This window comes from Halomonas alkaliantarctica (genome assembly GCF_029854215.1).
Taxonomy (GTDB): Bacteria; Pseudomonadota; Gammaproteobacteria; order Pseudomonadales; family Halomonadaceae; genus Vreelandella; species Vreelandella alkaliantarctica_A.
The window spans coordinates 644,620-668,947 of sequence record NZ_CP122961.1 but is presented as its reverse complement, the minus strand read 5'-3'; the positions used below and the strand labels follow the sequence as shown (position 1 = coordinate 668,947).

At 57.0% G+C, this 24,328-nt stretch carries 24 protein-coding genes and 1 tRNA gene; 17 read left to right on the top strand and 8 right to left on the bottom strand.

Going from position 1 to position 24,328, the window contains the following annotated elements:
* Position 1 precedes the first annotated feature (1 nt).
* The 6 genes from QEN58_RS03060 to QEN58_RS03035 all read right to left on the bottom strand — a co-directional run bounded on the left by QEN58_RS03060 (position 2) and on the right by QEN58_RS03035 (position 5,338).
* Complete coding sequence (locus QEN58_RS03060) at positions 2-1,276, bottom strand: TRAP transporter large permease (protein WP_280105694.1); 1,275 nt, start codon at positions 1,274-1,276, stop codon at positions 2-4.
* Positions 1,273-1,818, bottom strand: a complete 546-nt coding sequence (locus QEN58_RS03055; RefSeq protein ID WP_280105693.1) for a TRAP transporter small permease — start codon at positions 1,816-1,818, stop codon at positions 1,273-1,275. The genes QEN58_RS03060 and QEN58_RS03055 overlap by 4 nt, the downstream gene beginning before the upstream one ends.
* 99 nt (positions 1,819-1,917) lie before the next feature.
* Positions 1,918-2,991, bottom strand: a complete 1,074-nt coding sequence (dctP, locus tag QEN58_RS03050; RefSeq protein ID WP_280105692.1) for a TRAP transporter substrate-binding protein DctP — start codon at positions 2,989-2,991, stop codon at positions 1,918-1,920.
* A gap of 90 nt (positions 2,992-3,081) precedes the next feature.
* Positions 3,082-4,023, bottom strand: a complete 942-nt coding sequence (lhpI, locus tag QEN58_RS03045; protein WP_280105691.1) for a bifunctional Delta(1)-pyrroline-2-carboxylate/Delta(1)-piperideine-2-carboxylate reductase — start codon at positions 4,021-4,023, stop codon at positions 3,082-3,084.
* Between the two features lies 1 nt (position 4,024).
* The gene (locus QEN58_RS03040; RefSeq protein ID WP_008959745.1) at positions 4,025-4,381 is read right to left on the bottom strand and encodes a RidA family protein; all 357 of its coding nucleotides are present in this window, start codon (positions 4,379-4,381) and stop codon (positions 4,025-4,027) included.
* A gap of 189 nt (positions 4,382-4,570) precedes the next feature.
* On the bottom strand, positions 4,571-5,338 hold the full coding sequence (locus QEN58_RS03035; protein WP_280105690.1) for an AraC family transcriptional regulator: 768 nt from the start codon (positions 5,336-5,338) through the stop codon (positions 4,571-4,573).
* A gap of 187 nt (positions 5,339-5,525) precedes the next feature.
* On the opposite strand from QEN58_RS03035, the gene QEN58_RS03030 reads away from it, so the two are divergent.
* Entirely contained in the window at positions 5,526-6,893 is a 1,368-nt protein-coding gene (locus tag QEN58_RS03030; RefSeq protein WP_280105689.1) for a glycosyltransferase, read from the top strand.
* Positions 6,894-6,998: 105 nt separating this feature from the next.
* On the opposite strand, the gene QEN58_RS03025 is transcribed toward QEN58_RS03030, so the two are convergent.
* Positions 6,999-7,085, bottom strand: a tRNA-Leu gene (locus tag QEN58_RS03025).
* A gap of 114 nt (positions 7,086-7,199) precedes the next feature.
* On the opposite strand from QEN58_RS03025, the gene queA reads away from it, so the two are divergent.
* From queA to secF, 5 genes are all read left to right on the top strand, one after another.
* On the top strand, positions 7,200-8,231 hold the full coding sequence (queA, locus tag QEN58_RS03020; protein WP_280105687.1) for a tRNA preQ1(34) S-adenosylmethionine ribosyltransferase-isomerase QueA: 1,032 nt from the start codon (positions 7,200-7,202) through the stop codon (positions 8,229-8,231).
* Between the two features lie 76 nt (positions 8,232-8,307).
* Positions 8,308-9,426, top strand: coding sequence for a tRNA guanosine(34) transglycosylase Tgt (tgt, locus tag QEN58_RS03015; protein WP_425270320.1), 1,119 nt, complete (start codon positions 8,308-8,310; stop codon positions 9,424-9,426).
* 140 nt (positions 9,427-9,566) lie between these two features.
* Positions 9,567-9,893, top strand: a complete 327-nt coding sequence (yajC, locus tag QEN58_RS03010; RefSeq protein ID WP_071695382.1) for a preprotein translocase subunit YajC — start codon at positions 9,567-9,569, stop codon at positions 9,891-9,893.
* Between the two features lie 132 nt (positions 9,894-10,025).
* Positions 10,026-11,879 (top strand): protein translocase subunit SecD, encoded by a 1,854-nt coding sequence (gene secD / locus QEN58_RS03005; RefSeq protein ID WP_280105685.1) that lies wholly within the window; start codon positions 10,026-10,028, stop codon positions 11,877-11,879.
* A 49-nt stretch (positions 11,880-11,928) separates the two neighbouring features.
* A complete protein-coding gene (gene secF, locus QEN58_RS03000) occupies positions 11,929-12,855 on the top strand; it encodes a protein translocase subunit SecF (RefSeq protein ID WP_280105684.1) in 927 nt (308 codons plus the stop codon).
* Positions 12,856-13,000: 145 nt separating this feature from the next.
* Here secF and QEN58_RS02995 read toward each other — a convergent pair whose 3' ends face one another.
* Positions 13,001-13,795, bottom strand: a complete 795-nt coding sequence (locus tag QEN58_RS02995) for an inositol monophosphatase family protein (protein ID WP_280105683.1) — start codon at positions 13,793-13,795, stop codon at positions 13,001-13,003.
* 180 nt (positions 13,796-13,975) lie between these two features.
* On the opposite strand from QEN58_RS02995, the gene QEN58_RS02990 reads away from it, so the two are divergent.
* The 11 genes from QEN58_RS02990 to hisS all read left to right on the top strand — a co-directional run bounded on the left by QEN58_RS02990 (position 13,976) and on the right by hisS (position 24,282).
* Positions 13,976-14,740: an RNA methyltransferase gene (locus QEN58_RS02990; RefSeq protein ID WP_280105682.1), complete on the top strand. Its 765-nt coding sequence runs from the start codon at positions 13,976-13,978 to the stop codon at positions 14,738-14,740.
* A 147-nt stretch (positions 14,741-14,887) separates the two neighbouring features.
* Positions 14,888-15,775 carry a serine O-acetyltransferase gene (cysE, locus tag QEN58_RS02985; RefSeq protein ID WP_280105681.1) on the top strand — a complete coding sequence of 296 codons (888 nt, stop codon included), beginning with the start codon at positions 14,888-14,890 and terminating at the stop codon, positions 15,773-15,775.
* A 78-nt stretch (positions 15,776-15,853) separates the two neighbouring features.
* Positions 15,854-16,321 (top strand): Fe-S cluster assembly transcriptional regulator IscR, encoded by a 468-nt coding sequence (gene iscR / locus QEN58_RS02980; RefSeq protein WP_280105680.1) that lies wholly within the window; start codon positions 15,854-15,856, stop codon positions 16,319-16,321.
* A 52-nt stretch (positions 16,322-16,373) separates the two neighbouring features.
* On the top strand, positions 16,374-17,564 hold the full coding sequence (locus QEN58_RS02975) for an aminotransferase class V-fold PLP-dependent enzyme (RefSeq protein WP_280105679.1): 1,191 nt from the start codon (positions 16,374-16,376) through the stop codon (positions 17,562-17,564).
* Positions 17,565-17,590: 26 nt separating this feature from the next.
* Positions 17,591-17,917, top strand: a complete 327-nt coding sequence (locus QEN58_RS02970; RefSeq protein WP_007111592.1) for a HesB/IscA family protein — start codon at positions 17,591-17,593, stop codon at positions 17,915-17,917.
* A gap of 209 nt (positions 17,918-18,126) precedes the next feature.
* Positions 18,127-18,552, top strand: coding sequence for a nucleoside-diphosphate kinase (gene ndk / locus QEN58_RS02965; protein WP_071695375.1), 426 nt, complete (start codon positions 18,127-18,129; stop codon positions 18,550-18,552).
* Positions 18,553-18,641: 89 nt separating this feature from the next.
* Positions 18,642-19,841 carry a dual-specificity RNA methyltransferase RlmN gene (gene rlmN, locus QEN58_RS02960; protein ID WP_280105678.1) on the top strand — a complete coding sequence of 400 codons (1,200 nt, stop codon included), beginning with the start codon at positions 18,642-18,644 and terminating at the stop codon, positions 19,839-19,841.
* 140 nt (positions 19,842-19,981) lie between these two features.
* Positions 19,982-20,716, top strand: coding sequence for a type IV pilus biogenesis/stability protein PilW (gene pilW, locus QEN58_RS02955; protein ID WP_280105677.1), 735 nt, complete (start codon positions 19,982-19,984; stop codon positions 20,714-20,716).
* A gap of 47 nt (positions 20,717-20,763) precedes the next feature.
* Positions 20,764-21,795 (top strand): RodZ domain-containing protein, encoded by a 1,032-nt coding sequence (locus QEN58_RS02950; protein ID WP_280105676.1) that lies wholly within the window; start codon positions 20,764-20,766, stop codon positions 21,793-21,795.
* Between the two features lie 8 nt (positions 21,796-21,803).
* On the top strand, positions 21,804-22,919 hold the full coding sequence (ispG, locus tag QEN58_RS02945; protein ID WP_280105675.1) for a flavodoxin-dependent (E)-4-hydroxy-3-methylbut-2-enyl-diphosphate synthase: 1,116 nt from the start codon (positions 21,804-21,806) through the stop codon (positions 22,917-22,919).
* Between the two features lie 61 nt (positions 22,920-22,980).
* The gene (gene hisS / locus QEN58_RS02940; protein WP_280105674.1) at positions 22,981-24,282 is read left to right on the top strand and encodes a histidine--tRNA ligase; all 1,302 of its coding nucleotides are present in this window, start codon (positions 22,981-22,983) and stop codon (positions 24,280-24,282) included.
* The last annotated feature ends 46 nt before the right edge of the window (positions 24,283-24,328 follow it).

Here is a 24,328-nt window from a genome sequence, read left to right as displayed (position 1 = left end):
GTTAAAGTAAAGAAGGAATCCAGGTGGAGAGCGCTGGAAACGCCGCCAGCAACACAATTACTACCAGAAATGATACGTAAAACGGCAGCGAGGCCACAATCGCCCGTTCGTACGGCACGTCGGCTATTCGTGCGGCGGTCATCAGCGTCATCCCCACTGGCGGCGTCACGTTGGAGATATTGAGCACCACGATCATCAGGATCGCGAAGTGAAGCGGGTCAAAACCCAGCTGAATCATCGCCGGTACCAGCACGGGCGCAATGACCACCAAAGCAGGCAGCACATCCATGACAGTACCGATCATCAAGAGTAGCAAACACACCAGCATCAACTGCAAAAAGGCCACATCGCTGAAGGTGGTGATCATGCTGGCTGCATCCCTGGCGATGCCCGAACGGGTAACGAACCAGCCCAATACCGCCGAGGTGGCCAGCAGGAAAAACACCACGCCGGAAAAGCGCACCGTGGTCACCAGCGAATCCCAAATTTTGCGCCAGGTAAGATTACGGTAGAACACCACGCCAATCACAATGGCGTAAACTGCCGCAAAGCCCGAGGCTTCGGTAATCGTGGTGAGCCCCGAGAGAATGCCGCCGAGAATAATCAGCGGCACCACCATGGCGGGTAGCGCCAGCACAAACGACATCACGGCCATCTTAAACGGCGTCGGCGCCTGTTTCGGGTAGTTGCGCTTCCAGGCCAGGAAGAAGCTGACGCCCAGCAGCGCCAGCGCCATCAATAGGCCGGGGATAATGCCACCGGCAAACAGGTCAATCACCGAGATATCCCGCAGCAGCGTGGCGTAGACCACCATCACCACGCTGGGGGGAATAATCGGCCCGATGATAGAGGAGCAGGCGGTAACCGCCGCGGCGTATTCGGCATCGTAGCCCTGCTTTTTCATCTCGGGGATCATGATCTTGCCGATGGCGACGGTATCGGTGACCGCCGCGCCGGTGAGACCCGCAAAGAACACCGAGACCGAGATATTCACGTGGGAGAGTGACCCGCGCACCCGGCCGAACAGCGCATTGTTGAAGGCGATCAATTTATGGGTCAGCCCGCCCTGGTTCATCAGTTCAGCGGTAAAAATAAAGTAGGGCACGGCAATCAGCAGAAAGCCGGAGACGCCGGAGAACATTCGGTCGGCAATGATGCCGAGCATGCGCTCGCCGCCCATGGCAAAGCCACCCGCTAGCCCCGACATGGCCATCACCACGGCTACCGGCGCGCCGATAAACAGCAGCAAGACAAACGCAATAATTGCAGGGATCATGAGCGGCGCTCCCCGTCAGTGGTGTCGATGAGTTCACCAATCACGTCCTGCTCATCGATGAAGTGCTCCAGTAGGGCGAAGCCATGCACCAGATGCAGCAGCATAATCACACCGCTAATGGGTATGACAATGGCGGTGAACTTACTAGGGATTTGGATTTGGGCGGAAACCATATAGACCTGAGTGGCGCTGGTGAAATAGCCCCAGCCATACCAAGTTAGCATTAGTGCAAACAGGCCAATCACCGCCAAACACAGCCCGGCAGCCACTTGCACCATCACGCGGGGCAAGCTGCGAACCAGCAGGGTCATGGCGACGTGTTCGCCATAGCGCAGCGAAATCGTCATGGAGAGAAAGCCGATCCAGGGCAGAAACAGCCGCGCCAGCGAGTAGGTCCAGCTCAGCGTGCTGCCGGTGATCAGCTTATAGAGAAACGCCGTGAACGAGATGCCCAGCATCGCCAGAATACAGCTCACACACACCACGATAGCCACCTGATTGACGAGGTCGCTCACGCGGCGCAAAGGAGTTAGAACGCCCATGGTTTTTCCTCACGCTGGGGCCTCACATCGCCCCAGCGTTTATCGTTCGCTAATCGTTATTGGCCTTGTTTTTTGACCCAGGCTTTATTAGCCCTGCATTTATTGGCCATAGATGCGGTAGTCGTCTTCTGCCAACTGCTGGCCGACACGCTCGACTTCATCAAGCAGCCCTTGTACGCGGGCTTCGTCCATGCCGAAGTCATCGACGATCCACTCTTGCCAAGCGGGCCGGGCAATTTCCGCCATCCGCTCACGCTCGGCGTCGGGCATCAGGTAGCACTCTTCGAAGCGTTCACAGGACTCCACCCAACTCGCGGTAGCCAGGGCGCCCGACATACCGTGGCTCAGTTGAATCGCCTCCCGGGCGGAGCTAATCACCGCCTGCTGATGCTCTTCGGGCAGCGACTGGTACCACGACTCGCTGACCACCCAGGGGGCGCTGTTATACACATGCCCGGTGAGCGTGGTGTAGTCGGTGACCGCATCGAAGTTGAAGGTGGTATTGAGCACCGGCGCATTGAACTGCCCATCGGCAAGACCGGTTTCCAGCGCAGTGATTAGCTCGCCCCAGGGCAGCGGGGTGGCCGAAGCACCTAACGATTGCATGATCGCCACGTGGGCAGGGTTCTCTTCGGTGCGAATATTAAGACCTTCTAAATCTTCGACGGTCTTTATTAGACGCACGTTATTGGTGAAGGCGACAAAACCGCCGCCATCATCGAAGGTGCCCAAGTAACGCAAATCGGCGTCTTCGATGGTGCCGGACATGAAATCCGCGAACCATTCACTGTCAAAGAAGCTCCACGCCTGCCGCCAGTTGGTGAACAGGAACGGTGCCGTGACGACTTGGTAGTCTTCGTAGAAGGAGGACATCGCCCCCGCGGACATAATCGTTGACTGTAGCGTACGCCCGCCCTGCACTTCCGAGCCGTTCTCCACCTCGGAACCTAGCTGGCCGCCGCCGAAGATGGTGACCTCAAGATCCCCGTCGGTGCGCGCCTCTACCAAGTTTTTAAAGTGCACCAGCGCCGGATAGATCTCGTTATTACTCATATCCTCGGGCAACTGCGTGGCAATCACCATTTCATAGGATTGCGCCTGGGCATTGGCGCTGGCAATGGCTAGCGGAAGTGCAGCCAAGGCGGCGAAAAATACTGATTTTTTAGCGTTCATAACACACCTCGTTTTGATTATTGGTCGGTCTTCGTTATGAGTGACGTGGCTACCCACCGGGTATCGATGGTGTTGTTGTTATGGCAATCGTTATGACTGTTCGGGCAGCGACTCCCACACTTCTATCGCAGCGGCTAAATCTTCCAGCGAAGCACCTACCGATTTGAATAGCGTGATGGCCTCCGGTGCAGAACGCCCCGGCTTAACCCCGGTCAGCACTTCAGCAAGCTCCGCTTGAATCTGGTCGAACTGGAACTCGCCCTCTTCAATGGCTTGCAGAATGTCGCCCGCTTCGCCTTTGGCACCGGCGTAGGTATCCACAAACACCTCTGAGCGGCGCAGACACAGCGCATCGGTTTCGCGCATTTGGGGGCGAAACGCGCCGATCAGATCCAAGTGGGTGCCAGGCGTCAGCCACTCACCTTTGATCAGCGGCTGGTTGGAGAGCGTTACGCAGCTGATGATGTCTGCCTCGGCTACCGCTTCTGCGAGTTCTTCCACCACGTGGGTCTCAAAGCGTTCGGCATACTCCTCGGCAATCGCTGCCGCTTTACTGGGATTGCGGCCCCAGATCAGCACACGTTTGATGGGACGCACGCTGGCGTGAGCCTCGATCACCATGGGCGCCAACTTGCCCGTGCCCACCACCAGCAGCGTCTCTGCGTTTTCATTCGCCAAGGCTTGAGCGGCCAGCGCAGAGGCCGCCGCCGTGCGACGTCGGGTTAGCTCGCTGCCATCGATGCAGGCCAGCGGCTGGCCGTGTTTGCCCTCGCTGAGCAAATAAAGCCCAGAGATCGCCGGAATACCATGGTCGGCGTTTTGCGGAAACACATTGACCATTTTGACGCCGATATAGCCCGCCGCTTCCCAGGCGGGCATTAGCAGCATGGTGGCTTCGCCATCTGGCCGGTGCATCGCGTGGTGATGGCGCGGAGGTGACTCCACGCCGTTCACGAATGTTGTATGTAGCCGCTTGATCAAGCCATCCCACGTCAAGTGGCGCGTGACCTCTTCGGCAGAAACAACCCGCATATCAGGCCTCCGGCAGCGCGGCTACCACCATAATCTCAACTTTCCACTCGGGCTTGGCGAGCTGGGCTTCAAGCGCTGCACGCACCGGCGGGCGACCGGGCACGACCCAGGCGTCCCAAGCGGCGTTCATTTGGTCGAACTCCGCCATGCTGGTGACCCAGATTTGTGCTGAGATCAGGTGTTCTTTCGAGGTGCCCGCTTGGGCCAGCAACTGATCGATACGCGCCAGCACCTGCTCGGTTTGGCCACGCATATCCGCCGTGGCATCAGGGGGAACCTGACCTGCGAGATAAACGGTACCGTTGTGAATCGCCACTTGGCTCATACGTGCATTGCTGTCTTGGTAGGTAACGCCCATGGTGTTTTCCTTGAAAGGGGTTGTGTTGATTTAAAAGGGATCATTAGAGACTAGTGCGCTCGCCGACAAATTACTTGCCCGAAGCTGAGGTAGATTTGCCCGCAAGTCATGCAGGCAAGAAAATTTTAGCACTAACGGTTCGGCGAGGGGCTAGCGGTCAGATGAGGGTCTAACGATCTGCAGAAGGGCCTAACGGTCTGAAGAAGGAGCAATCTCGAAATATCGCCGATAGGCGCGGGAAAAGCTGCCTTGATCGCGAAAGCCGACCAGCATAGCGATGTGCCCCAGGCTAAGCGTGCTGTGGCGAACCAAGGTGCGAGCGTGTTCTAAGCGCCTGCGCTGCACATAGGCCAGCGGCGTTACGCCAGTCAGCTCACGAAAGCAGGAGTGAAAGTGCCCTGGGCTTAAGGCACACAAAGCAGCTAACTGCTCCACACGAATCTCATCGGCTAGATGCTGATCCAACCAGGCATCCAAACGGGCAAGATCAAGGCGCTCGCTGATGCAGTGTTGGCCCAACTGTCCAACTGTGGAGGGAGTGGCATCATGCAGATACATGGTCAACGCGCGTAACAGCAGAATCGCGATTTCATTCTGCAGCGCGGGGCACTGCTCAAGCTGATTCGCCAGGGCGTGGGTAAGCTGGTTTAACGCGGGAGGCACGCTGAAAAAGCGCGGCTTATCAAAGAGTCGCTCAATCTCACTGCCCTTTTCAAGCGATGCCAACTGGGCAACGGGTATATCCAGCACTAAGGTACGGTTGTTGCCATCACCCTGGTACTCGTGATGGCGCGACGAAGGGATCAAGCACCCTCGGCGGGCGGTCACCCTTTCCCCCTGGCCCTCCATCGAAAGCTCCGTAACACCACAAGTGGCCAGAATAAGCTGATGGAAGTCGTGGGTATGGGCCACCTGCTCTTGGGCTAAGTTGCGGCTATGTAGCTCAAAAAGGGCCATGGTGGATTACCGTTTTTCGTCGAGTGCTATTGAAGCACTATAAAACGGCTAGACAACAAAAAGCGAGAGCACCGCCCACTGTGCGAAAACGCTCAGCTCGATATGTACAAGCCGGGTGCTGGCTGTCATCCGTCAGTCATGGACTCGGGGTAGCGTGGCAATAAGCTGCCAAAAGAGTCCAAACAACATGCCACAGCGCCGACGCCCCTCTCTCCGCTCTCCTCTCAGTGACCCGGAAGTCGCGATCCTAACCCAATTAGCCAACGGCAATGCCCTGTATCTACAGCGCGAAGCTGATCGCAAGACGCGGCTAACGTCAGCGTTGACGCTGTTCCACTCGACTGCGTCAACGACCAAGACACCGCTGAGCGGTATAAAAATATTGATGATTTCGGATGTCTATTTCCCCCGCGTCAATGGCGTTTCAACCTCCATCGCCAGTTTTCGAGGGGCCCTTGAACGCCTGGGCCACTCGGTTACGCTGATCTGCCCCGACTATCCAGTTGGCCAGGTGGACGAGCCGGGCGTACTGCGCATCCGTTCGCGCCAGGTACCCGGCGACCCGGAGGATCGCATGATGCACTACCGGGACTTGATCGCCCTGAAGCCGCAGCTTGCCGCCGAAGCCTTTGACCTTATTCATGTCCATACTCCCTTTACCGCCCACTATGCCGGTGTAGCCCTGGGGCGTCGGCTCGGGCTTCCAGTGGTAGCGACCTACCACACCCTGTTTGAGGAGTATGTTCAACACTATATCCGTTGGTTTCCACGACGCTGGCTGCGATTTGCCGCACGCCGACTTTCAGTGCACCAGTGTCAGCAGCTCGACGCCTTAGTGGCACCCTCTCAAGCGATGCAGAAAGCACTGACCCACTACGGCGTGACCACTCCCTCCACGGTCATTCCTACCGGTTTGCCGCTTGAGTCGTTCTGCCATCCTCAAGCCCAGGATGATAGCGACTTTCGTGCTCATTACGACCTGCCTACAGATGCGCGCCTGCTGCTTTATGTAGGCCGCGCCGCCTTTGAGAAGAACATCGATTTTCTGATCGATATGCTGCCCAAGGTGTTAGCCGAACACCCCACCACCCGGCTGATTATTACCGGCGAAGGCCCGGCTCATGACTCGCTTGTACGGCGCGCCCAGGAAATTGGCGTGGCAGAATCGGTGCTGTTCCTTGGCTATCTCAACCGCAGCGGCCCACTGCAGGCGGCCTATCGTGCCGCCGACGTTTTTGTGTTTGCATCACGCACAGAAACCCAAGGGCTGGTGCTGCTGGAAGCGATGGCACTCGGCACGCCGGTAGTTTCCACCGCCGCGATGGGCACGATTGATGTATTAAAAGAAGGAGAAGGCTGCCTGATCGCCGAAGATAACCATGACGACTTTGCCACTAAGGTTAACCAGCTATTAAGCGATTACACCCTGCTCCAACAGCTTTCCGAGCGCGCCCAATCCTACGTCGCTAGCTGGCACGAAGATGCCAAAAGCGCCGAGCTGGTTAGTTTCTATAGGACCCTCACGGCCAAGGGTTTTGAGAAGACAGTGAAGTAAGTCTCACAATCTCCGCTGACACCTTGTGGACACATGCAGACATTTAGGAAGGAAAAACTCAAATCGCAGACACAAAAAAGACGCCTAAGCGTCTGATTTTGAATATGGTGCCGGTAGCCAGACTCGAACTGGCACACCCGTAAAGGCGGCGGATTTTGAATCCGCTGCGTCTACCAATTCCGCCATACCGGCAATGGATGCGCATTATACGTAATTAACGAGGTAGGTCAATCACATTGACTGACTTTGTGCTGCCAAAGCGCTATCCTATGCCGCCTGTTTGATCAACGCTAAGAGTTATACGCCATGCAGCGCGCGGATTTTCATTACGAGCTACCCGACGAATTAATTGCTCGCTACCCTTCTGAACAGCGTAGCGACTGCCGTTTGCTGTGCGTGGATGGCCAGAGCGGCGCGTTGGAACACCGCCGCTTTCCTGATTTGCTTGAGCTTTTAGAGCCTGGCGACCTACTGGTGTTTAACGACACCCGGGTAATTCCGGCGCGCCTGCACGGCCATAAGGCCAGTGGCGGCAAAGTGGAGATGCTGTTGGAGCGCCCGCTGGATGCCCACCGCGGTTTGGCGCATATTCGCTCGAGTAAATCCCCGAAGCCCGGCACCGAGCTAATTTTCGAGGGCGATGTTCACGCCATTGTAGAAGGCCGCCGTGATGCGCTGTTCGAGCTGCGCTTTTTAGGCGATACGCCAATGATCGCGCTGCTTGAAGAGCACGGCCATATGCCGCTGCCGCCGTATATTACCCGCGAAGACGAACTCAGCGACCGTGAGCGCTACCAGACCGTCTATGCCCGGCGTGACGGCGCGGTGGCGGCGCCTACCGCCGGGCTGCATTTTGATCAGCCGCTGCTGGATGCCCTTGCCGATAAAGGCATTAACCGTGCCTTTGTAACGCTGCACGTAGGCGCGGGCACCTTTCAGCCGGTGCGGGTCGACAACATCCTTGAACACCATATGCACAGCGAGTGGATTGAGGTCACGGAAGCCACCTGCCAGCAGGTGCGTGAGACCTTGGCAGCCGGTAAGCGCGTGGTAGCGGTCGGCACTACCAGCGTGCGCTGCCTGGAAAGCGCCTGCATGAAAAGTAGCGACGGGCAGATTGCGCCTTATAGTGGCGATACCGACATTTTTATCTACCCCGGTTACCAGTGGCGCTGCGTGGATGCTTTAATCACCAACTTCCATTTGCCCGAATCAACGCTACTGATGCTGGTGTCCTCCTTTGTGGGCTATGACACCATCATGCACGCCTATCAACGGGCAGTGGCCGAACGCTATGCCTTTTTTAGCTACGGCGACGCCATGCTGCTGACCCGCTAGGCATTGCTTTCCCCCTGTACCGTCGCGCCAAACGAACGAGATTAACGAGTTACTTTATATGCGAAACGAATGCTTTATGCGCTTTGAGCGCCTGGCCGACGATGGTCGTGCCCGCCGTGGCCGCCTTCACTTCCCCCGTGGCACGGTGGAGACCCCGGCGTTTATGCCAGTAGGCACTTACGGCACGGTGAAAGGCATGACGCCCGATTCCGTCAAAGAGATCGGCGCCGAGATCATCCTGGGCAACACCTTTCACCTGTGGCTGCGCCCCGGCACCGATGTCATCGAAGCCCACGGCGACCTGCATGACTTCGCCCAGTGGGATAAACCGATTCTGACCGACTCCGGCGGCTTTCAGGTCTTTTCCCTGGGTGAGACACGCAAGATCACCGAGCAGGGCGTGCACTTCCGCTCGCCGGTGGATGGCAGCAAAGTGTTTATGGGCCCGGAAGAGTCCATGGCAGTTCAGCGCTCGCTAGGCTCCGATGTGGTGATGATCTTTGACGAGTGCACGCCCTACCCGGCCACCTTTGACGAAGCCGAGAAATCCATGGAGCTTTCGCTGCGCTGGGCCAAACGTTCGCGGGAAGCCCACGGCGATTCACCTTCCGCGCTGTTCGGCATTATCCAGGGCGGCATGCACCCTGAGCTGCGCGAACGCTCGCTCAAAGGGCTGTTGGAGATCGGCTTTGATGGCCTGGCGATTGGCGGCCTCTCGGTGGGCGAACCTAAAGAAGAGATGATCAAGGTGCTCGACTACCTGCCCACCTGGATGCCGGATGAGAAGCCGCGTTATTTAATGGGCGTCGGCAAACCCGAAGACCTGGTGGAAGGTGTGCGCCGGGGTGTAGATATGTTCGATTGCGTGATGCCTACCCGCAACGCGCGTAATGGCCACCTGTTCACCTCGGATGGCACGGTCAAAATTCGTAACGCCAAGCACCGTTTTGACACCCGCCCGCTTGACGAAGAGTGCGATTGCCATACCTGCAAGAGCTTCTCGCGGGGCTATCTACATCACTTGGACCGCTGCAATGAAATGCTCGGTTCAATGCTCAACACCATCCACAACTTACGTTATTACCAGCGTGTAATGGCTGATTTGCGCGCGGCAATTGAAGCGGGTACATTGACGACCTTTGTGGAAGGCTTCTATGCACGGCGTGGCTTGCCGGTGCCTCCCCTAGCGAATTAATCGCCACACGCCTTGGCGCGTGGTTTAAACTGCGTGGCTATGCTTTTAAAAACCATGCTTTTTACGCTTTATTAAACCAGAGTTTTATTAAACCTAAGCTTTTCTAACCCAGACGTTTTCTAACTCAGGAGTTCTCTGTAATGCTGGATTTCTTCATCTCACCAGCCCATGCCCAAGAAGCCGCCGCTGGCGGTGGTATTGCGCAAATCGTCATGCTGGTCGGCTTCGTACTGATTTTCTACTTCCTGTTGTGGCGCCCGCAGGCCAAGCGCGCTAAGCAGCACAAGCAACTGGTCAGCAACCTGGACAAAGGTGATGAGATCGTCATTGGCGGTGGTTTGGTGGGTCGTATCACGAAGGTGAGCGACGAATTCCTGACCATCGAGATCTCTGAAGGCACCGAAGTTAACGTGCAGAAGAACGCCGTTGCCGCCGTATTGCCTAAAGGCACCATCAAGTCCATCTAAACCCTGTAATACCCCTGCCGAGCCAGTGCCAGCCACCCCGGCAGGGGTGACATGGTATGAATGATGGTGAACTTTGCTGTGCACGGTATGTCCGTGCACAGCATTCCGTTTGTAATTGAAGGCAGGGCTTGCATGCTCAACCGTTACCCCCTGTGGAAGTATCTACTGATACTGGTCGTCCTGGTGGTTGGCCTTATCTACTCGCTTCCCAATCTATTCCCCGAAGACCCCGCCATCCAAATCAGCAGCGCCCAAGGCGATTCGCTGGATGAGCGTCAGATAGACCGCGTCGAAACCGCGCTCAGCGAAAACGATATTGAGGTCAAAGCGCTCGAAGAAGAGAACGGGCAGTGGCTCATTCGTTTACGCCACGACGACGATCAACTCCCCGCACGCGACATTGCCGCCGACCTTTTAGGCGATGATGCAACGGTAGCGCTGAATCTCGCCGAAGCAACGCCCGAGTGGCTGCAGGCGTTTTCCGCCTCGCCCATGACGCTGGGCCTTGATCTGCGCGGTGGTGTCCACTTCCTGCTCGAAGTGGATATGGACGCTGCGCTAACCCAGCGCCTGGAAGTCAACGCCAGCGCGATGCGTGAACTGCTGCGCAGTGAGCGTCTCCGCTACCGCAACACTGAAGTCGGAGAGCGCACGCTGTCGATTGATTTTGCCAGCGCCGAAGACCGCGATACGGCACGTAGCCTGATCAGCCGCGACTTCCCAGAGTTTGAATACAGTAGCGAAGGCGATGGCCGTGCTTCCTCGCTGGTAATGACGCTTAGCGATCAGTCGGTCAGCGAAATTCAGGATTACGCGATCAACCAGAACTTGACCACCTTACGCAACCGGGTCAACGAACTGGGTGTGGCTGAGCCTATGGTGCAGCGCCAAGGACCCAACCAGATCGTCGTGGAACTACCCGGCATCCAGGACACCGTGGCAGCTAAGCGCATTGTTGGCGCAACGGCCAACCTGGAATTCCGTCTGGAAGCTCGCCCCGACACCCCGGAAAACGAAACAGAAACCCTGACGTTTCGTAACGAGCCTGCCCGCACCGCTGAGCTAATGCGCGATGTGATTATTACCGGCGATAGTGTTTCCAGCGCCAGCAACAGCTTTGATGAGAATGGCCGCCCGCAGGTCAATATTGACCTGGATGGCACCGGCGGCACGCTGATGAACCGCGCCACGCGCACCAATATCGGCCGCAACATGGCGGTGCTGTTCATCGAGCATAAGAGCGAAGACACCGTGATCACCGACCCGGAGACGGGTGAAGAGACCATTGAGCGTGAGCCTTACATTGAGCGTGGCCTGATTAGCCTGGCCACGATTCAAAGCGCACTGGGCAACAGCTTCCGGATCACCGGCTTAGACTCGCCAACGGAAGCCGCTGAACTGGCGCTACTGCTGCGTTCTGGTTCCCTTGCTGCTCCCATCTACTTCGTGCAAGAGCGCACGATCGGGCCAAGCCTGGGCGCTGAAAATATAGAGCGGGGCCTGCTCTCGGTACAGATCGGCCTGCTGCTGGTCGTGCTGTTTATGCTGGTGCGCTACAAGGTGTTTGGCGTGTTTGCCAATATCGCCCTGGCGCTGAACTTAACGCTGCTGGTCGCAGTGATGTCGATGCTGGGTGCCACGCTAACGCTGCCGGGTATTGCCGGTATCGTACTGACGCTGGGTATGGCGGTGGACGCCAACGTGCTGATTTTCGAGCGAATACGCGAAGAGCTGCGCAATGGAATGTCGGTTCAGCAGGCGATCCAAGCCGGCTATGAGCGCGCCTTCACTTCCATCGTCGACGCCAACATCACCACGCTGCTGGTCGCCGTTATCCTGTTCTCGATTGGCTCCGGCCCGGTGAAAGGGTTCGCCGTCACACTCTCTATCGGCATTTTGACGTCGCTGTTCACCGCTCTGATGGTGACTCGCGCCATGGTCAACTTGGCCTATGGCAGCAAACCCGTCAAAAAGCTATGGATTTGAAAAGCATGGATCTAATCCACGTGCTTAGCCCAGAACTTAAGAGGTGGTAATGAAACCCCTATCACACCTGCAAATCGACTTTATGGGACGGCGCAACATCGCGTTTGTCGTCTCCGCTGTACTACTTATCGTGTCGATTGGTGCCATCCTGTTCCAGCAGCTCAACCTAGGGCTGGACTTTACTGGCGGTACGCTGATTGAGGTGCGCTACGGCGCTGCGCCGTCCCTGGACGCTATTCGTGTGCTGCTTGAAGAGAGCGGCTTTCAAGATGTCTCGGTGCAAACCTTTGGGGCATCAACCGAAGTCTTGATTCGTCTCCAGCAGGCGTTTGACGCCGATGTAGGCGGCGAGGTCGTTAACCTGCTGCGCTCTAGTGGCGATAGTGTAGATCTTGTTCGCTCTGAGTTTGTGGGCTCCCAGGTAGGCGACCAACTGCGTGATCAAAGCGGCCTGGGCCTGCTGGTAGCACTCGGCGTGGTCATGCTCTATGTCGCCTTCCGCTTTCAGTACAAGTTTGCGATTGGTGCACTGCTGGCATTGCTCCACGACGTGATTATCGTAGTGGGTGTTTTTGCGCTATTTCAGCTCGATTTCGACCTTACCGTGTTGGCAGCGATACTGGCAGTTATCGGCTACTCGTTGAACGATACCATCGTGGTTTATGACCGCGTACGCGAAGCCATCCGCACCTCGCGTATCGACGATATGCCGCAGATCTTCGACGAAGCGATTAACGCCACGCTCTCCCGCACCCTGGCAACCTCGGGCACCACTGTGCTGGTATTGCTCGCGCTGCTACTGCTGGGCGGCGATATGATTGAGAACTTCGCCATTGCGCTGCTGGTCGGCATTGTCGTGGGCACGTTCTCGTCTATCTATATTGCAGCGGCGCTGCTACTACCGCTGAAGTTGTCACGGGAAGATTTGATTCCCACCAAGAAAGAGCTCGATGAAGAAGAGGAAGAGTTGCCTTAACGGCGTATCTTTTTACTCCTCTTATTTAGCCTACAAAAAAGCCCCTGCTGGAAATCCAGCAGGGGCTTTTTTTCATTTTAAAGCTATTGTCTTTAAAAACGATGGCCTTTAAAAACGATGATCTTTAAAAACCTAGCAGTACTGCTTAAAAGTGCGGCGTTAGCTGCTTGATCAGCGCCTTATAGAGACGTGGCCCCGCGGCCATTAACTGCCCTTCCACCTTCACCGTAGGCTGACCGTCCGGCGTTCCCATCAAGGCGCCCGCCTCTTTCAGGAACAGCGTGCCTACCAGCATATCCTGCTCTTCCAGGCCGAGTACAAAAGCGCTATCCACTCGCCCAGTGGCCAGCTCACACAAATCCAGCAACCCACAGCCCGTGGCCAACAGGTTTTCTATCTGCGGGGCAAGCTGCTGTGAAACGGTCAAATAGGCAGGTAAATTGCGCGGGCGCAGCCAAACTTCCGGCAGGCTCATGGCCATACGCGTACCGCTAATGGCGGTAGGCTTACTAACGCGCATGCGCTTGTCGTTGTGCTGGGCGCCGCGGCCGCGGCTAGCGATATATTCGTCGTCGGCGAACGGGCAGATAATCACCGCGTGTTCGGGACGACCTTTGATAAGACACACCACTGAGAGTGCAAAGCCCTTTCCGGCCACGGCTAAATTGGAATAGCCGTGCATCGGTTCAATTTTCCAGACGATATCCGCGCCTTCACCTTCACCCGCGCGGTGCGGGGTAAAGCGGCCAGTAACACCGTGCTGGGGATAACCGCGCTCCAACTGCTGAACAATCGTCGCTTCGGCCTTGCGCGCTGTCTCGTCGAGCAGGCGGTCAAGGTTAAATTCATCGTGTGCGTTTTCTATACGTTCGCGCACGCGCAGAAAGTGTTCAACGGCGCCACGCGCAGCGCGCAGCGTAAATTGGACCATCGGATTCATGGTTGGGCCTTGTCACAGTGATGTTAAAGAACGTGATGCTAATCTTAGAGCAATAAGCAGGCGTAGATGCCGCCTTTGGCGCGCAATTCTAGCAGACCGCTCTCGGGCATACCACCGACTCATGCTAGACTGCGCGCGTTACGCGATAATAATCACCCTCTTTATTGACCGAGCCTTATCATGCTTGAGCGCATTCGCATTGTTCTTATCGGCACCAGCCATCCCGGCAATATCGGCGGCGTGGCACGCGCCATGCACAATATGGGCTTGGCCGATTTGGCCCTTGTCGCCCCCCGCTGTGAAGTGATTACCCAGGACAGCATTTCCCGCGCCTCCGGCGCCGATCACCTGCTTCACCAAGCCAAGGTTCACGCCACTCTTGAAGAAGCGGTAGCTGATTGCACCCTGGCCGTGGGTGCCAGTGCACGTTCACGCACTCTGCCCTGGCCGATGCTCTCACCACGGGAGTTAGCTGACCGGCTGCCCGCTGAGTGCGAGCCGGAAGGCGCTCACGTGGCGCTGGTATTCGGTCGCGAGGACAGCGGCCTGACGAACGCCGAATTGCAACGCTGCCACGCCCACGTGCATATTCCGACCAATGTTGACTTTAGCTCGCTCAATTTGGCCGCAGCGGTTCAGGTGCTTGCCTATGAGTGTCGTATGGCATGGCTAAGCCAAGCAGATGGCCAAGCTGATGCGCCCACAGCCGTAGCAAGTGATGACGATGAGCTGGCAACGCATGCCGAACTTGAGCGCTACTTCGAGCATTTAGAGCGCACGCTGATTGGCATCGATTTCCACGACCCTGATCAGCCACGACAGCTAATGGCGAGACTGCGCCGCCTGTACCTGCGCGCACGCCCAGAGCGTATGGAGATGAATATTTTGCGTGGAATTCTGTCGGCCACTGAAAAGGCTGCCAACACCAAGCCACCCAAGCCGTAACTTATTAGGCTGGAAACGCTAAACTTGAAGTTGACGCGCTACGCCCCAACTTCGCTAATCTTAACGTGACTCCACTATTGATACTCCAAGCACCCATGGTGATATTTCAATAGCTAGACGCCGCCCTTTAACGCCAAGGATCACCTCATGTTTCAACGTTTACGTGAAGACATCAACAGCGTATTTGACCGCGACCCGGCCGCACGTAACTTTCTTGAGGTGCTGACCAACTACCCTGGCCTGCACGCCCTGTTGCTGCACCGCTGCGGCCACTGGCTGTGGAAAAAAAACCTCAAGTGGCTAGCGCGCACGCTGTCGACGTTTTCACGCTGGCTAACCGGTATTGAAATTCATCCGGGCGCCACGATTGGTCGGCGGTTTTTTATTGACCACGGCATGGGGGTGGTCATTGGCGAAACGGCGCTGGTCGGCGATAACGTCACGCTCTATCAAGGTGTCACGCTAGGCGGCACCAGCTGGAGCAAAGGCAAGCGTCACCCCACTTTGGGCGATGGCGTGATAGTGGGTGCGGGCGCCAAAATACTGGGACCTTTTATGGTCGGTGCCGGAGCAAAAATTGGCTCTAATGCCGTGGTCACCAAAGAAGTGCCACCCGGCGCCACGGTGGTTGGCATTCCCGGTAAAATAGTGAAACGTGCCGACCCTGATGAGGAGGAAGCGCTGGACGTCGACCCCGCTCGCCGCGAAGCCATCTGCCAAAAATTTGGCTTTGATGCCTACGGCGTCAGCCAGGATATGCCCGACCCGGTAGCCCGCTCGATGCAGGCCATGCTCGACCATATGCACGCCGTGGATGAGCGTATCGAGCGCATGTGCTCAACCCTGCGCAAGCTAGATGACAACTACCGCGACGGCCAACTGCCAGCGCTGCGCGATGAAGATTTTGCCGACATTCTGGACGAGAACGATACCGGCTGCCCCGGCGTTGGCAAACGCTCGGCTACACCGCCATCAGCTAAGCAAGAGACTGGGCAAGAAGCCGAGCAAGAAACACTGCCGCCGGGTAATGGTTGACCAAAGCACTCAGGCTTTCCCATAATGGCAACACATTTGCCGTTAGTGCGCTGAGCGTTCAGCGTCGAGAGGCTTGCCATGCGCTTGACCACCAAGGGCCGTTACGCCGTTACCGCCATGCTTGATTTAGCCTTGCATGCCCACAACGGCCCGACCAGCCTAAGCGATATCTCTCAGCGCCAAGAGATATCGCTCTCTTATTTAGAGCAGCTTTTTGCTCGTCTGCGCCGTGCAGGCTTGGTCAACAGCGTGCGCGGTCCAGGCGGCGGCTATTTGCTTTCGCAACCTGCGGACGCGATTAGCGTTTCAAAGGTGATTGACGCGGTGAACGAAAGCGTTGATGCCACCCGCTGCCAGGGGCTTTCCGATTGCCAGCAGGGTGACACCTGCTTGACCCACCATTTGTGGTGCGAGCTCTCCGTGCAGATACGCCACTTCCTTGACGATATGACCCTGGCACAACTGATGCTGCGTCCTGATGTCATACGTGTTGCGTCGCGACAGAATCAGCGTGTCGAGGCAGGCATTCTCGCCTCTTCACCCTGACCCCGCGACATAGACCCGTTGACCCTGACCGCTTAACCGCTGGAACGTAACGATGACTACACCCACGCTGCCCATTTACCTGGATTACGCCGCCACCGCGCCGGCGGATGCCCGCGTGGTTGAGGTTATGCAACGCTACCTGACAGTTGACCAGCTATTTGCCAACCCCGCTTCGCGCAGCCATATGCTGGGCTGGCAGGCAGAACAGGTGATTGAGCAGGCGCGCCGTCAGGTGGCCGACACGATTGGCGCCGACCCCAGAGAGATCGTCTGGACCAGCGGCGCCACCGAAGCAGACAACCTGGCGCTGATTGGTTTTATGCGCGCTAACCGCGAACGCGGCCTACACTTGGTGACCTCGACGATTGAGCACAAAGCGATCGTTGACACCGCCCATGCGCTGGAGAAAGAGGGGTTTGAGGTCACTTGGCTAACGCCTGGGCGGGACGGTTGCATTGAACCCCAACAGCTACGCGAAGCGATGCGCGACGACACCGCGCTAGTCTCGCTGATGGCGGTTAACAACGAGCTTGGCAGCATCAACGATATCGCTGCTCTGGCGGCCGTTGCTCATGAGTTTGGCGCGGCTTTTCATACCGATGCCGCCCAGGCGGTGGGGCGTATCCCGTTAGACGTAGTGGCCCAGCAAATTGATCTAATGTCGCTGTCAGGCCATAAAACCTACGGCCCTAAAGGCGTCGGGGCGCTGTATGTAAAGCGCCACCCGGATATCCGCGTTGAGGCGCTGATCCATGGCGGTGGTCATGAGCGCGGCATGCGTTCCGGCACTCTGCCAACACACCAAATTGCGGGCATGGGTGAAGCCTTTGCGCTGATGCAGCAGCAGTACGACGAAGACAACGCCCATATTACGCGCTTGCAGCGGCGTTTTCTGCGCGGCCTTGAAGACGTCGAGGGTGTGCTTCCCAACACGCCATTGGGTCACAAAGAGCCGCGCGCCGTACCCAACATTCTCAACTTGGCGTTTGAAGGCGTCGACGGTGAATCGCTGCTGATGGCGCTGCGCGATGTGGCGGTTTCTACCGGCTCGGCGTGCAACTCGGCCAGCGTCGACCCGTCCTACGTGCTGCTCGGTATCGGCACGCCGCGCTCGCTGGCCCTCTCATCGCTGCGTTTTAGCTTCGGGCGCTTTACCACCGAAGCCGACATTGATCATGCGCTAACGCTCATACGCCATGCGGTGAGCGGTTTACGTACACCGCCCCGTCAAGCGGCTGACTAGCTGACTATTTTCAAGGAGGACGCCTCATGGCAACACTCAATATTACCCCGGCTGCCGCACAACAGATTCGCCACGTGCTCGACGAGCGAGGCCAAGGCCTTGGCCTGCGCGTCTCGGTCAAGCCAAGCGGCTGCTCTGGCTATAGCTACGTGCTCGATTTTGCCGACTCGGTTAGCGACGAAGAAGTCCATTTTGAAGCCCACGGTGCCAGCGTCTATGTCGCCCCCGACGCGGTGGAGATGCTTAATGGCAGCGAAGTGGATTACGTCAGTGAAGGGCTGAACCGCTTTTTCCGCTTCAACAACCCCAACGTCAAAGATGAGTGCGGCTGCGGCGAAAGCTTTACCGTTTAGCCTTTTCGGTCAGGTTTCATCACCGGTATTCATCCCCTGGCTTAAGGGTTATAATCGCGCCCCTAGATATCCAACAACAAGCGCCGACAACGCTCGACGCTTGTTAAAACGCTAGCTGCTTAAACGCTATTAGCCGAATTAATTTCTGGGCCGCCCCGGCTTTCTGGGGCGGCAATTTTGCTTAGCCCCCATTTATGGAGACCATTAACATGGCTACTGAACGCACTCTTTCTATTATCAAGCCTGATGCCGTTGCTAAAAATGCGATCGGTGACATTATCGCCCGCTTCGAAAAAGCTGGCCTGAAGGTCGTTGCCGCGAAGATGGTTCAGCTCTCTGAAGAGAAGGCTGGCGGTTTCTACGCAGAGCACAAAGAGCGTCCCTTCTTTAAAGACCTGGTCGGTTTCATGACCTCTGGCCCGGTCGTTGTTCAAGTGCTGGAAGGTGAAGGCGCTATCGCTAAAAACCGTGATCTGATGGGTGCGACCAACCCGAAAGAAGCGGCACCCGGCACTATTCGCGCCGACTTTGCGGAAACAATCGACGCTAACGCTGTCCATGGTTCTGATTCTCCGGAAAGCGCTGAGCGCGAAATTAGCTACTTCTTTGGCAACGACGAAATCTGCCCGCGCTAAGCCTGTCAGGTAGCGCCGCCGTATCAACTTCCGTTGCCGGCCATTTTGCGGGGGCTAGTCCCCCGCCCCTTTCTATAACGCTGACCGCCATGACCACCAATGTAGCCCAACATACGCCCGCCCCCCATCCAGTCGCCGAAAGCTCAGACGTCGCCCGCACGCCTGCTGCAAAAGCGACGCCGGAGCGCCAAAACCTGCTTGGCATGTCCCGCGAGCAGATGGAAGCCTTCTTTTTGTCGATCGGCGAAAAGAAGTTTCGTGCTGCGCAGCTGATGAAGTGGATTCACCAGGAAGGCAGCGATGACTTTGCTGCCATGACGAATCTCTCCAAACCGCTGCGTGAAAAACTGGCCCGGCTGGCAGAAATTCGTGGCCCAGGGGTGATTTATGAGGGTACTTCCAGCGACGGCACCCGTAAGTGGGTGCTGGAAGTGGAGGACGGTAGCTATGTAGAAACGGTACTGATCCCGGCAGAGAACGGTAAACGCCGCACGCTATGCGTCTCCTCCCAGGTCGGCTGCTCGCTGGACTGCAGCTTCTGCTCCACTGGCAAGCAGGGGTTTCAGCGTAACTTAACCGCTGCTGAAATTATCGGCCAGGTATGGGTCGCCCAGCGCAGCGTTGGCCCGCGCCGTGATACGGCGAACCGCCCGGTGACCAACGTCGTGATGATGGGCATGGGCGAACCGCTGCTCAACTTCGACAACGTTGTGCCCGCCATGAAGCTTATGCTTGATGACAACGGTTATGGCCTGTCCAAGCGCCGCGTGACGCTGTCGACCTCTGGCGTGGTGCCGATGATCGACAAGCTCGGCGATGAAATGGACGTTAGTTTGGCGATTTCGCTGCATGCGTCTACGGACGAATTGCGCAATGAACTGGTGCCCATCAACCGTAAATACAACATTCGCGCGCTGTTGGATGCTTGCCACCGCTACCTTTCCAAGTGCCCGGATAATCGTCAGATAACCATTGAGTACACGCTGATCAAAGACGTCAACGATCAGCAGGAGCACGCCGAACAGCTTGCCGCATTGCTGAAAGAACTGCCGTGTAAGATCAACCTGATCCCGTTCAACCCGTTCCCCAACTCGGGTTACGAAAAACCGTCACGTAACCAGGTTATGCGCTTCCAACAGTGGCTGTATGATTTAGGTTATAACGCCACGGTGAGGACAACCCGAGGTGAGGATATTGATGCCGCCTGCGGCCAACTCGTTGGTCGCGTGAAAGACCGCACCAAACGCAGCGCGCGCTATATCCAGTCAGTACAGCTCGATGCGGACTAAGGTGGAATGTAGAAAACCGGGCTTATCTTGACTTCCGCTTGGCACGGCGCTTTGATGGTCACGGTTTTTATTTAGATTAGCACTGCTGTTTGTGTGTATTGCCTTACTAGCAGTTGGACGTTCACCACACGAGGATTTACATGATCGCTCACCGCAGGCGCCAACACCCATCGCGGGTGCCCATGCTCACCGTGCTTATCGGTAGCTTGTGGCTAGCCGGCTGTGCCTCGTCCAACAACCTTACACCGCCAGCCAACCCCGCGGCGGCAGACGCCTATACCCAGCTTGGCGTCGCCTATCTGGAACGCAACAACCTTCCCCGCGCACTCAACGCACTGGATCGGGCGCTGGAAATTGCCCCACGCCATGCAGAAGCGCTGCAAGCACTGGCATTGGTCTACCAACGCCAAGGCGAAAACGCGCTTGCCGAAGACTATTTTCAACAGGCGGTCAACGCCGAACCTGACTACACTCGCGCCCGCAACAACTATGCGGCGTTCCTGTATGGTCAGGGCCAGTTTGACGCTGCCTGTGAGCAGTTAGAAACCGCATCAGAAGATGCCCAGTACGCCAACCGAGCCCAGCTATTTACCAATTTAGGGCAGTGTTATCTGGCACTGGAAGATTTTGACAAAGCGCGTGCTCGGCTGGAGCGCGCGCAAAGTATTGATCCGCGTAATTCACGCGGCTATTTAATGTTAGCTGAACTCGAATATTCGCAGGGCAATTACTCTCAGGCCTGGGCACCGCTGCAAACTTATTTACAGCTCGCCGACCCCGACCAAGCAGCGCTAAGAATGGCGGTTGATATCGCTCATTCACGCGGCGAGCATAGCGCCGCCGCCGAATATCAGCGCCTGCTTGGCGACGACTGACTGATTGACGCCCTGATCACCGCTTATTTAATCAAGGATGCTCAGCCATGAGCGATACACAGTCACAAGAAAACGTCATTGATAGCTCTAACACAAGCGCCTCCCCTGGCGAACTTCTTGCTCGCCAACGCGAGCAGCTTGGTATTCCGCTCGCCGATGCGGCCCGGGCGTTAAACCTGCGCCCCGCCGTGGTGGGCGGGCTTGAGCAGGATAATTATCAAGAGATTCCCGTCGCCGCTTATCGCCGCGGCTATCTACGCTCTTACGCCAAATACCTGGGCATGGATGACCGGCTGGTGCTTGAGGCTTATCAAGCCCGCAGCGGCGGTACCGACACCGAACGCAAAGTCACCCCGGTCTCCACTGCCAAGCCGCCCTCCCAGGTTGGCGCTTGGCTGTTTAAGCTGGTTACCCTGCTGGTGATTGTGGCGCTTATCGCCGTGACCGTTATGTGGTGGCAGAGCCGGGGCGGCAACGAGCCGCCGGGCTTTGGTTCCACTTCCACGGAAGAGACCGCTCCCGCCACGGCAGAGCCAGCAGATGAACCAGCTGACGCAGAAGAGAACCCTGACTCAAGCTTCACCAGTAGCGATGAAAGCGCGTCGCTGCAAAGTGATGCTGCTCGCGTTACACCTACACAAGACCAGACTCCCAGCGCGCAAGATGACGCTGACGCCATTGCTGGGCTAGATGAGCCATTGCAGGATAGCGACGACAGCGCTACCAATGAAAATGATGAGCTCAGCACGACTGCAGAGACTGCTAGTGAAGAAAGCAGTACTGAGCAAAATGACGCTGATAGCGAGCAAACCGCTGCCGCCGCCCAAAACGCCAGTGCCAATCGGCTTGAGCTGACATTTAACGAGCAGTCTTGGACTGAAATTTTTGATGCGACCAACCAGCGCGTCTTCGTTGGTCTGCAATCGCCCGGCACCTCGACAACCGTCGAAGGCGAGCCACCCTTTCGCTTAACCGTAGGCAATGCCACCGGCGTTGAGCTGCGCTACCAAGGCGAGGAAGTTGATCTTCCCGCTCGCGCAGGCGCCAATAATGTTGCCCGATTCACCTTGGGAGAGTGACACGTCCTATGCACGCCCCTTCTCCGATAAAACGCCGCCACTCCCGCCAGATTCAGGTCGGGAACGTCGCGGTGGGCGGTGATGCCCCCATTGCCGTACAAAGCATGACCAATACCAACACGCTGGATGTCGCCGCGACCGTGGCCCAGATCCAGCAGTTGGAAAAAGCCGGTGCGGATATCGTACGCGTTTCAGTACCCGATATGGACGCCGCCGAAACCTTTGGTCAAATCAAAAAGCTCGTCAATGTACCGCTCGTTGCCGATATCCATTTCGATTACAAAATTGCCTTGCGCGTTGCCGAACTTGGCGTCGACTGCCTACGTATCAACCCAGGCAATATCGGCCGTGAAGACCGGGTACGCGCGGTGGTTAGCGCGGCACGCAACCATGGCATTCCAATCCGGATTGGCGTTAACGCGGGGTCGTTGGAAAAAGACCTGCAGAAGAAGTATGGCGAACCTACTCCGGCGGCGCTGGTGGAGTCTGCCATGCGTCACATCGACTACCTGGATCGTCTCGACTTCCCCGACTTCAAAGTCAGCGTCAAAGCCTCGGATGTATTTATGGCCGTGGCCGCCTATCGCGACCTGGCCGCGCGCATCGAACAGCCGTTGCACTTAGGGATTACCGAAGCAGGCGGCTTGCGCTCGGGTACAGTCAAATCATCGATTGGTCTAGGTATGCTACTGATGGATGGCATCGGCGACACGATCCGCGTCTCGTTGGCGGCAGACCCGGTGGAAGAGATCAAGGTTGGCTTTGACATGCTCCGCAGCCTCAAGCTGCGCTCTAAAGGCATCAACTTTATTGCCTGCCCCAGCTGTTCGCGCCAGAACTTCGACGTCATTGATACCATGAACCAGCTTGAAGAGCGGCTGGAAGACGTGATGACACCGCTCAACGTCTCGGTAATCGGTTGCGTGGTCAATGGTCCCGGCGAAGCCAAAGAGACGGATATTGGCCTGACCGGCGGCAGTCCCGCCAACCTGGTGTATATCGACGGCAAGCCCGCCAGCAAGCTGCGTAACGACCACTTGGTCGACGATCTTGAAAAGTTGATTCGCGATAAAGTACGTGAAAAACAGCAGCAGCAAGACGATATGATTGCCCGCAGCGTTTAATCGCTGGGGCTGGCTGCCAGCCTGGGTGAGCCACGCCTGATGGCAGAATAAGGAGTTTTCTTTGAGCAAGTCCGCCGTTAAAAAGATTCAAGCCATTCGTGGTATGAACGACCTGCTGCCCAGCGAGAGCCCGCGCTGGCAGTTTTTTGAAGCAAAAGTACGCCAGCTAATGCTGCGTTACGGCTTTAATGAAATTCGCACGCCGATCGTTGAGCAAACCGCGCTATTTGCGCGCTCTATCGGTGAAGTTACCGATATCGTCGAAAAAGAGATGTATACCTTCGACGATCGCAACAGCGAGAGTTTGACCCTACGCCCCGAAGGCACCGCAAGCTGCGTGCGCGCGGCCATGGAACACGGCCTGCTGTATAACCAAACCCAGCGACTGTGGTACCAGGGGCCGATGTTTCGCTATGAGCGCCCACAAAAAGGCCGCTACCGCCAGTTTCACCAGATTGGTGTTGAGACCTTTGGTTTTGATGGCCCGGATATCGACGCCGAGGTGATCCTGCTTTCGGCGCGCCTATGGCAAGAACTCGGCTTGATGGAGCACGTCACCCTGGAGCTAAACTCGCTGGGTTCGTCTGAGGCGCGGGCGGCTTACCGCGATACGCTGGTGGCCTACTTCGAGCAGCACCATGACGTCCTCGATGAAGACTCCAAGCGCCGCTTGACCAGCAATCCGCTGCGTATTCTCGACTCCAAAAATCCGGCCATGGCTGAGATGCTCGACGGCGCACCGCAGTTGATGGATCACCTGGATGCCGAGTCCCAGGAACACTTCGAGCAGCTCACCAAGATGCTTGAAGCCGCGGGCATTGCCTATGTAATCAACCCGCGCTTGGTGCGCGGGCTCGACTACTACTGCCGCACCGTGTTCGAGTGGACGACGACTGCGCTGGGCAGCCAGGGCACCGTGTGCGCAGGCGGGCGCTACGACGGGCTGGTCGAGCAGTTGGGTGGCAAACCTACTCCCGCAGTGGGCTTTGCCATGGGCATTGAACGCCTGATCCTGCTGCTCGAGACGCTTGAGCTGATTCCAGAGGACGCCCTTGGCGGCTGTGATGTTTATTTGCTGCCCATGGATGATAGCGCCACCACGGCAGCGATCACTCTGGCCGAGCAACTGCGTAGTCAACTGCCGGAACTGCGTCTGCAGCTTCATTGCGGCGGCGGCAGCTTTAAAAGCCGAATCAAAAAAGCCGATAAGAGCGCTGCTACGATAGCCATACTGATCGGTGAAGATGAAATCGCAGCGCAGTCAGCGACGATCAAATTTTTGCGCGATGGCCGCGAACAGCAAAGCGTTCCTCAAGCCGCATTGGGCCGCACGCTGGGCGAGCTTTTAACGGCTAACGCATAAGCCCTGCAGGCTGCCTGCTTGCATGCGACGGTCTAAACATACGACT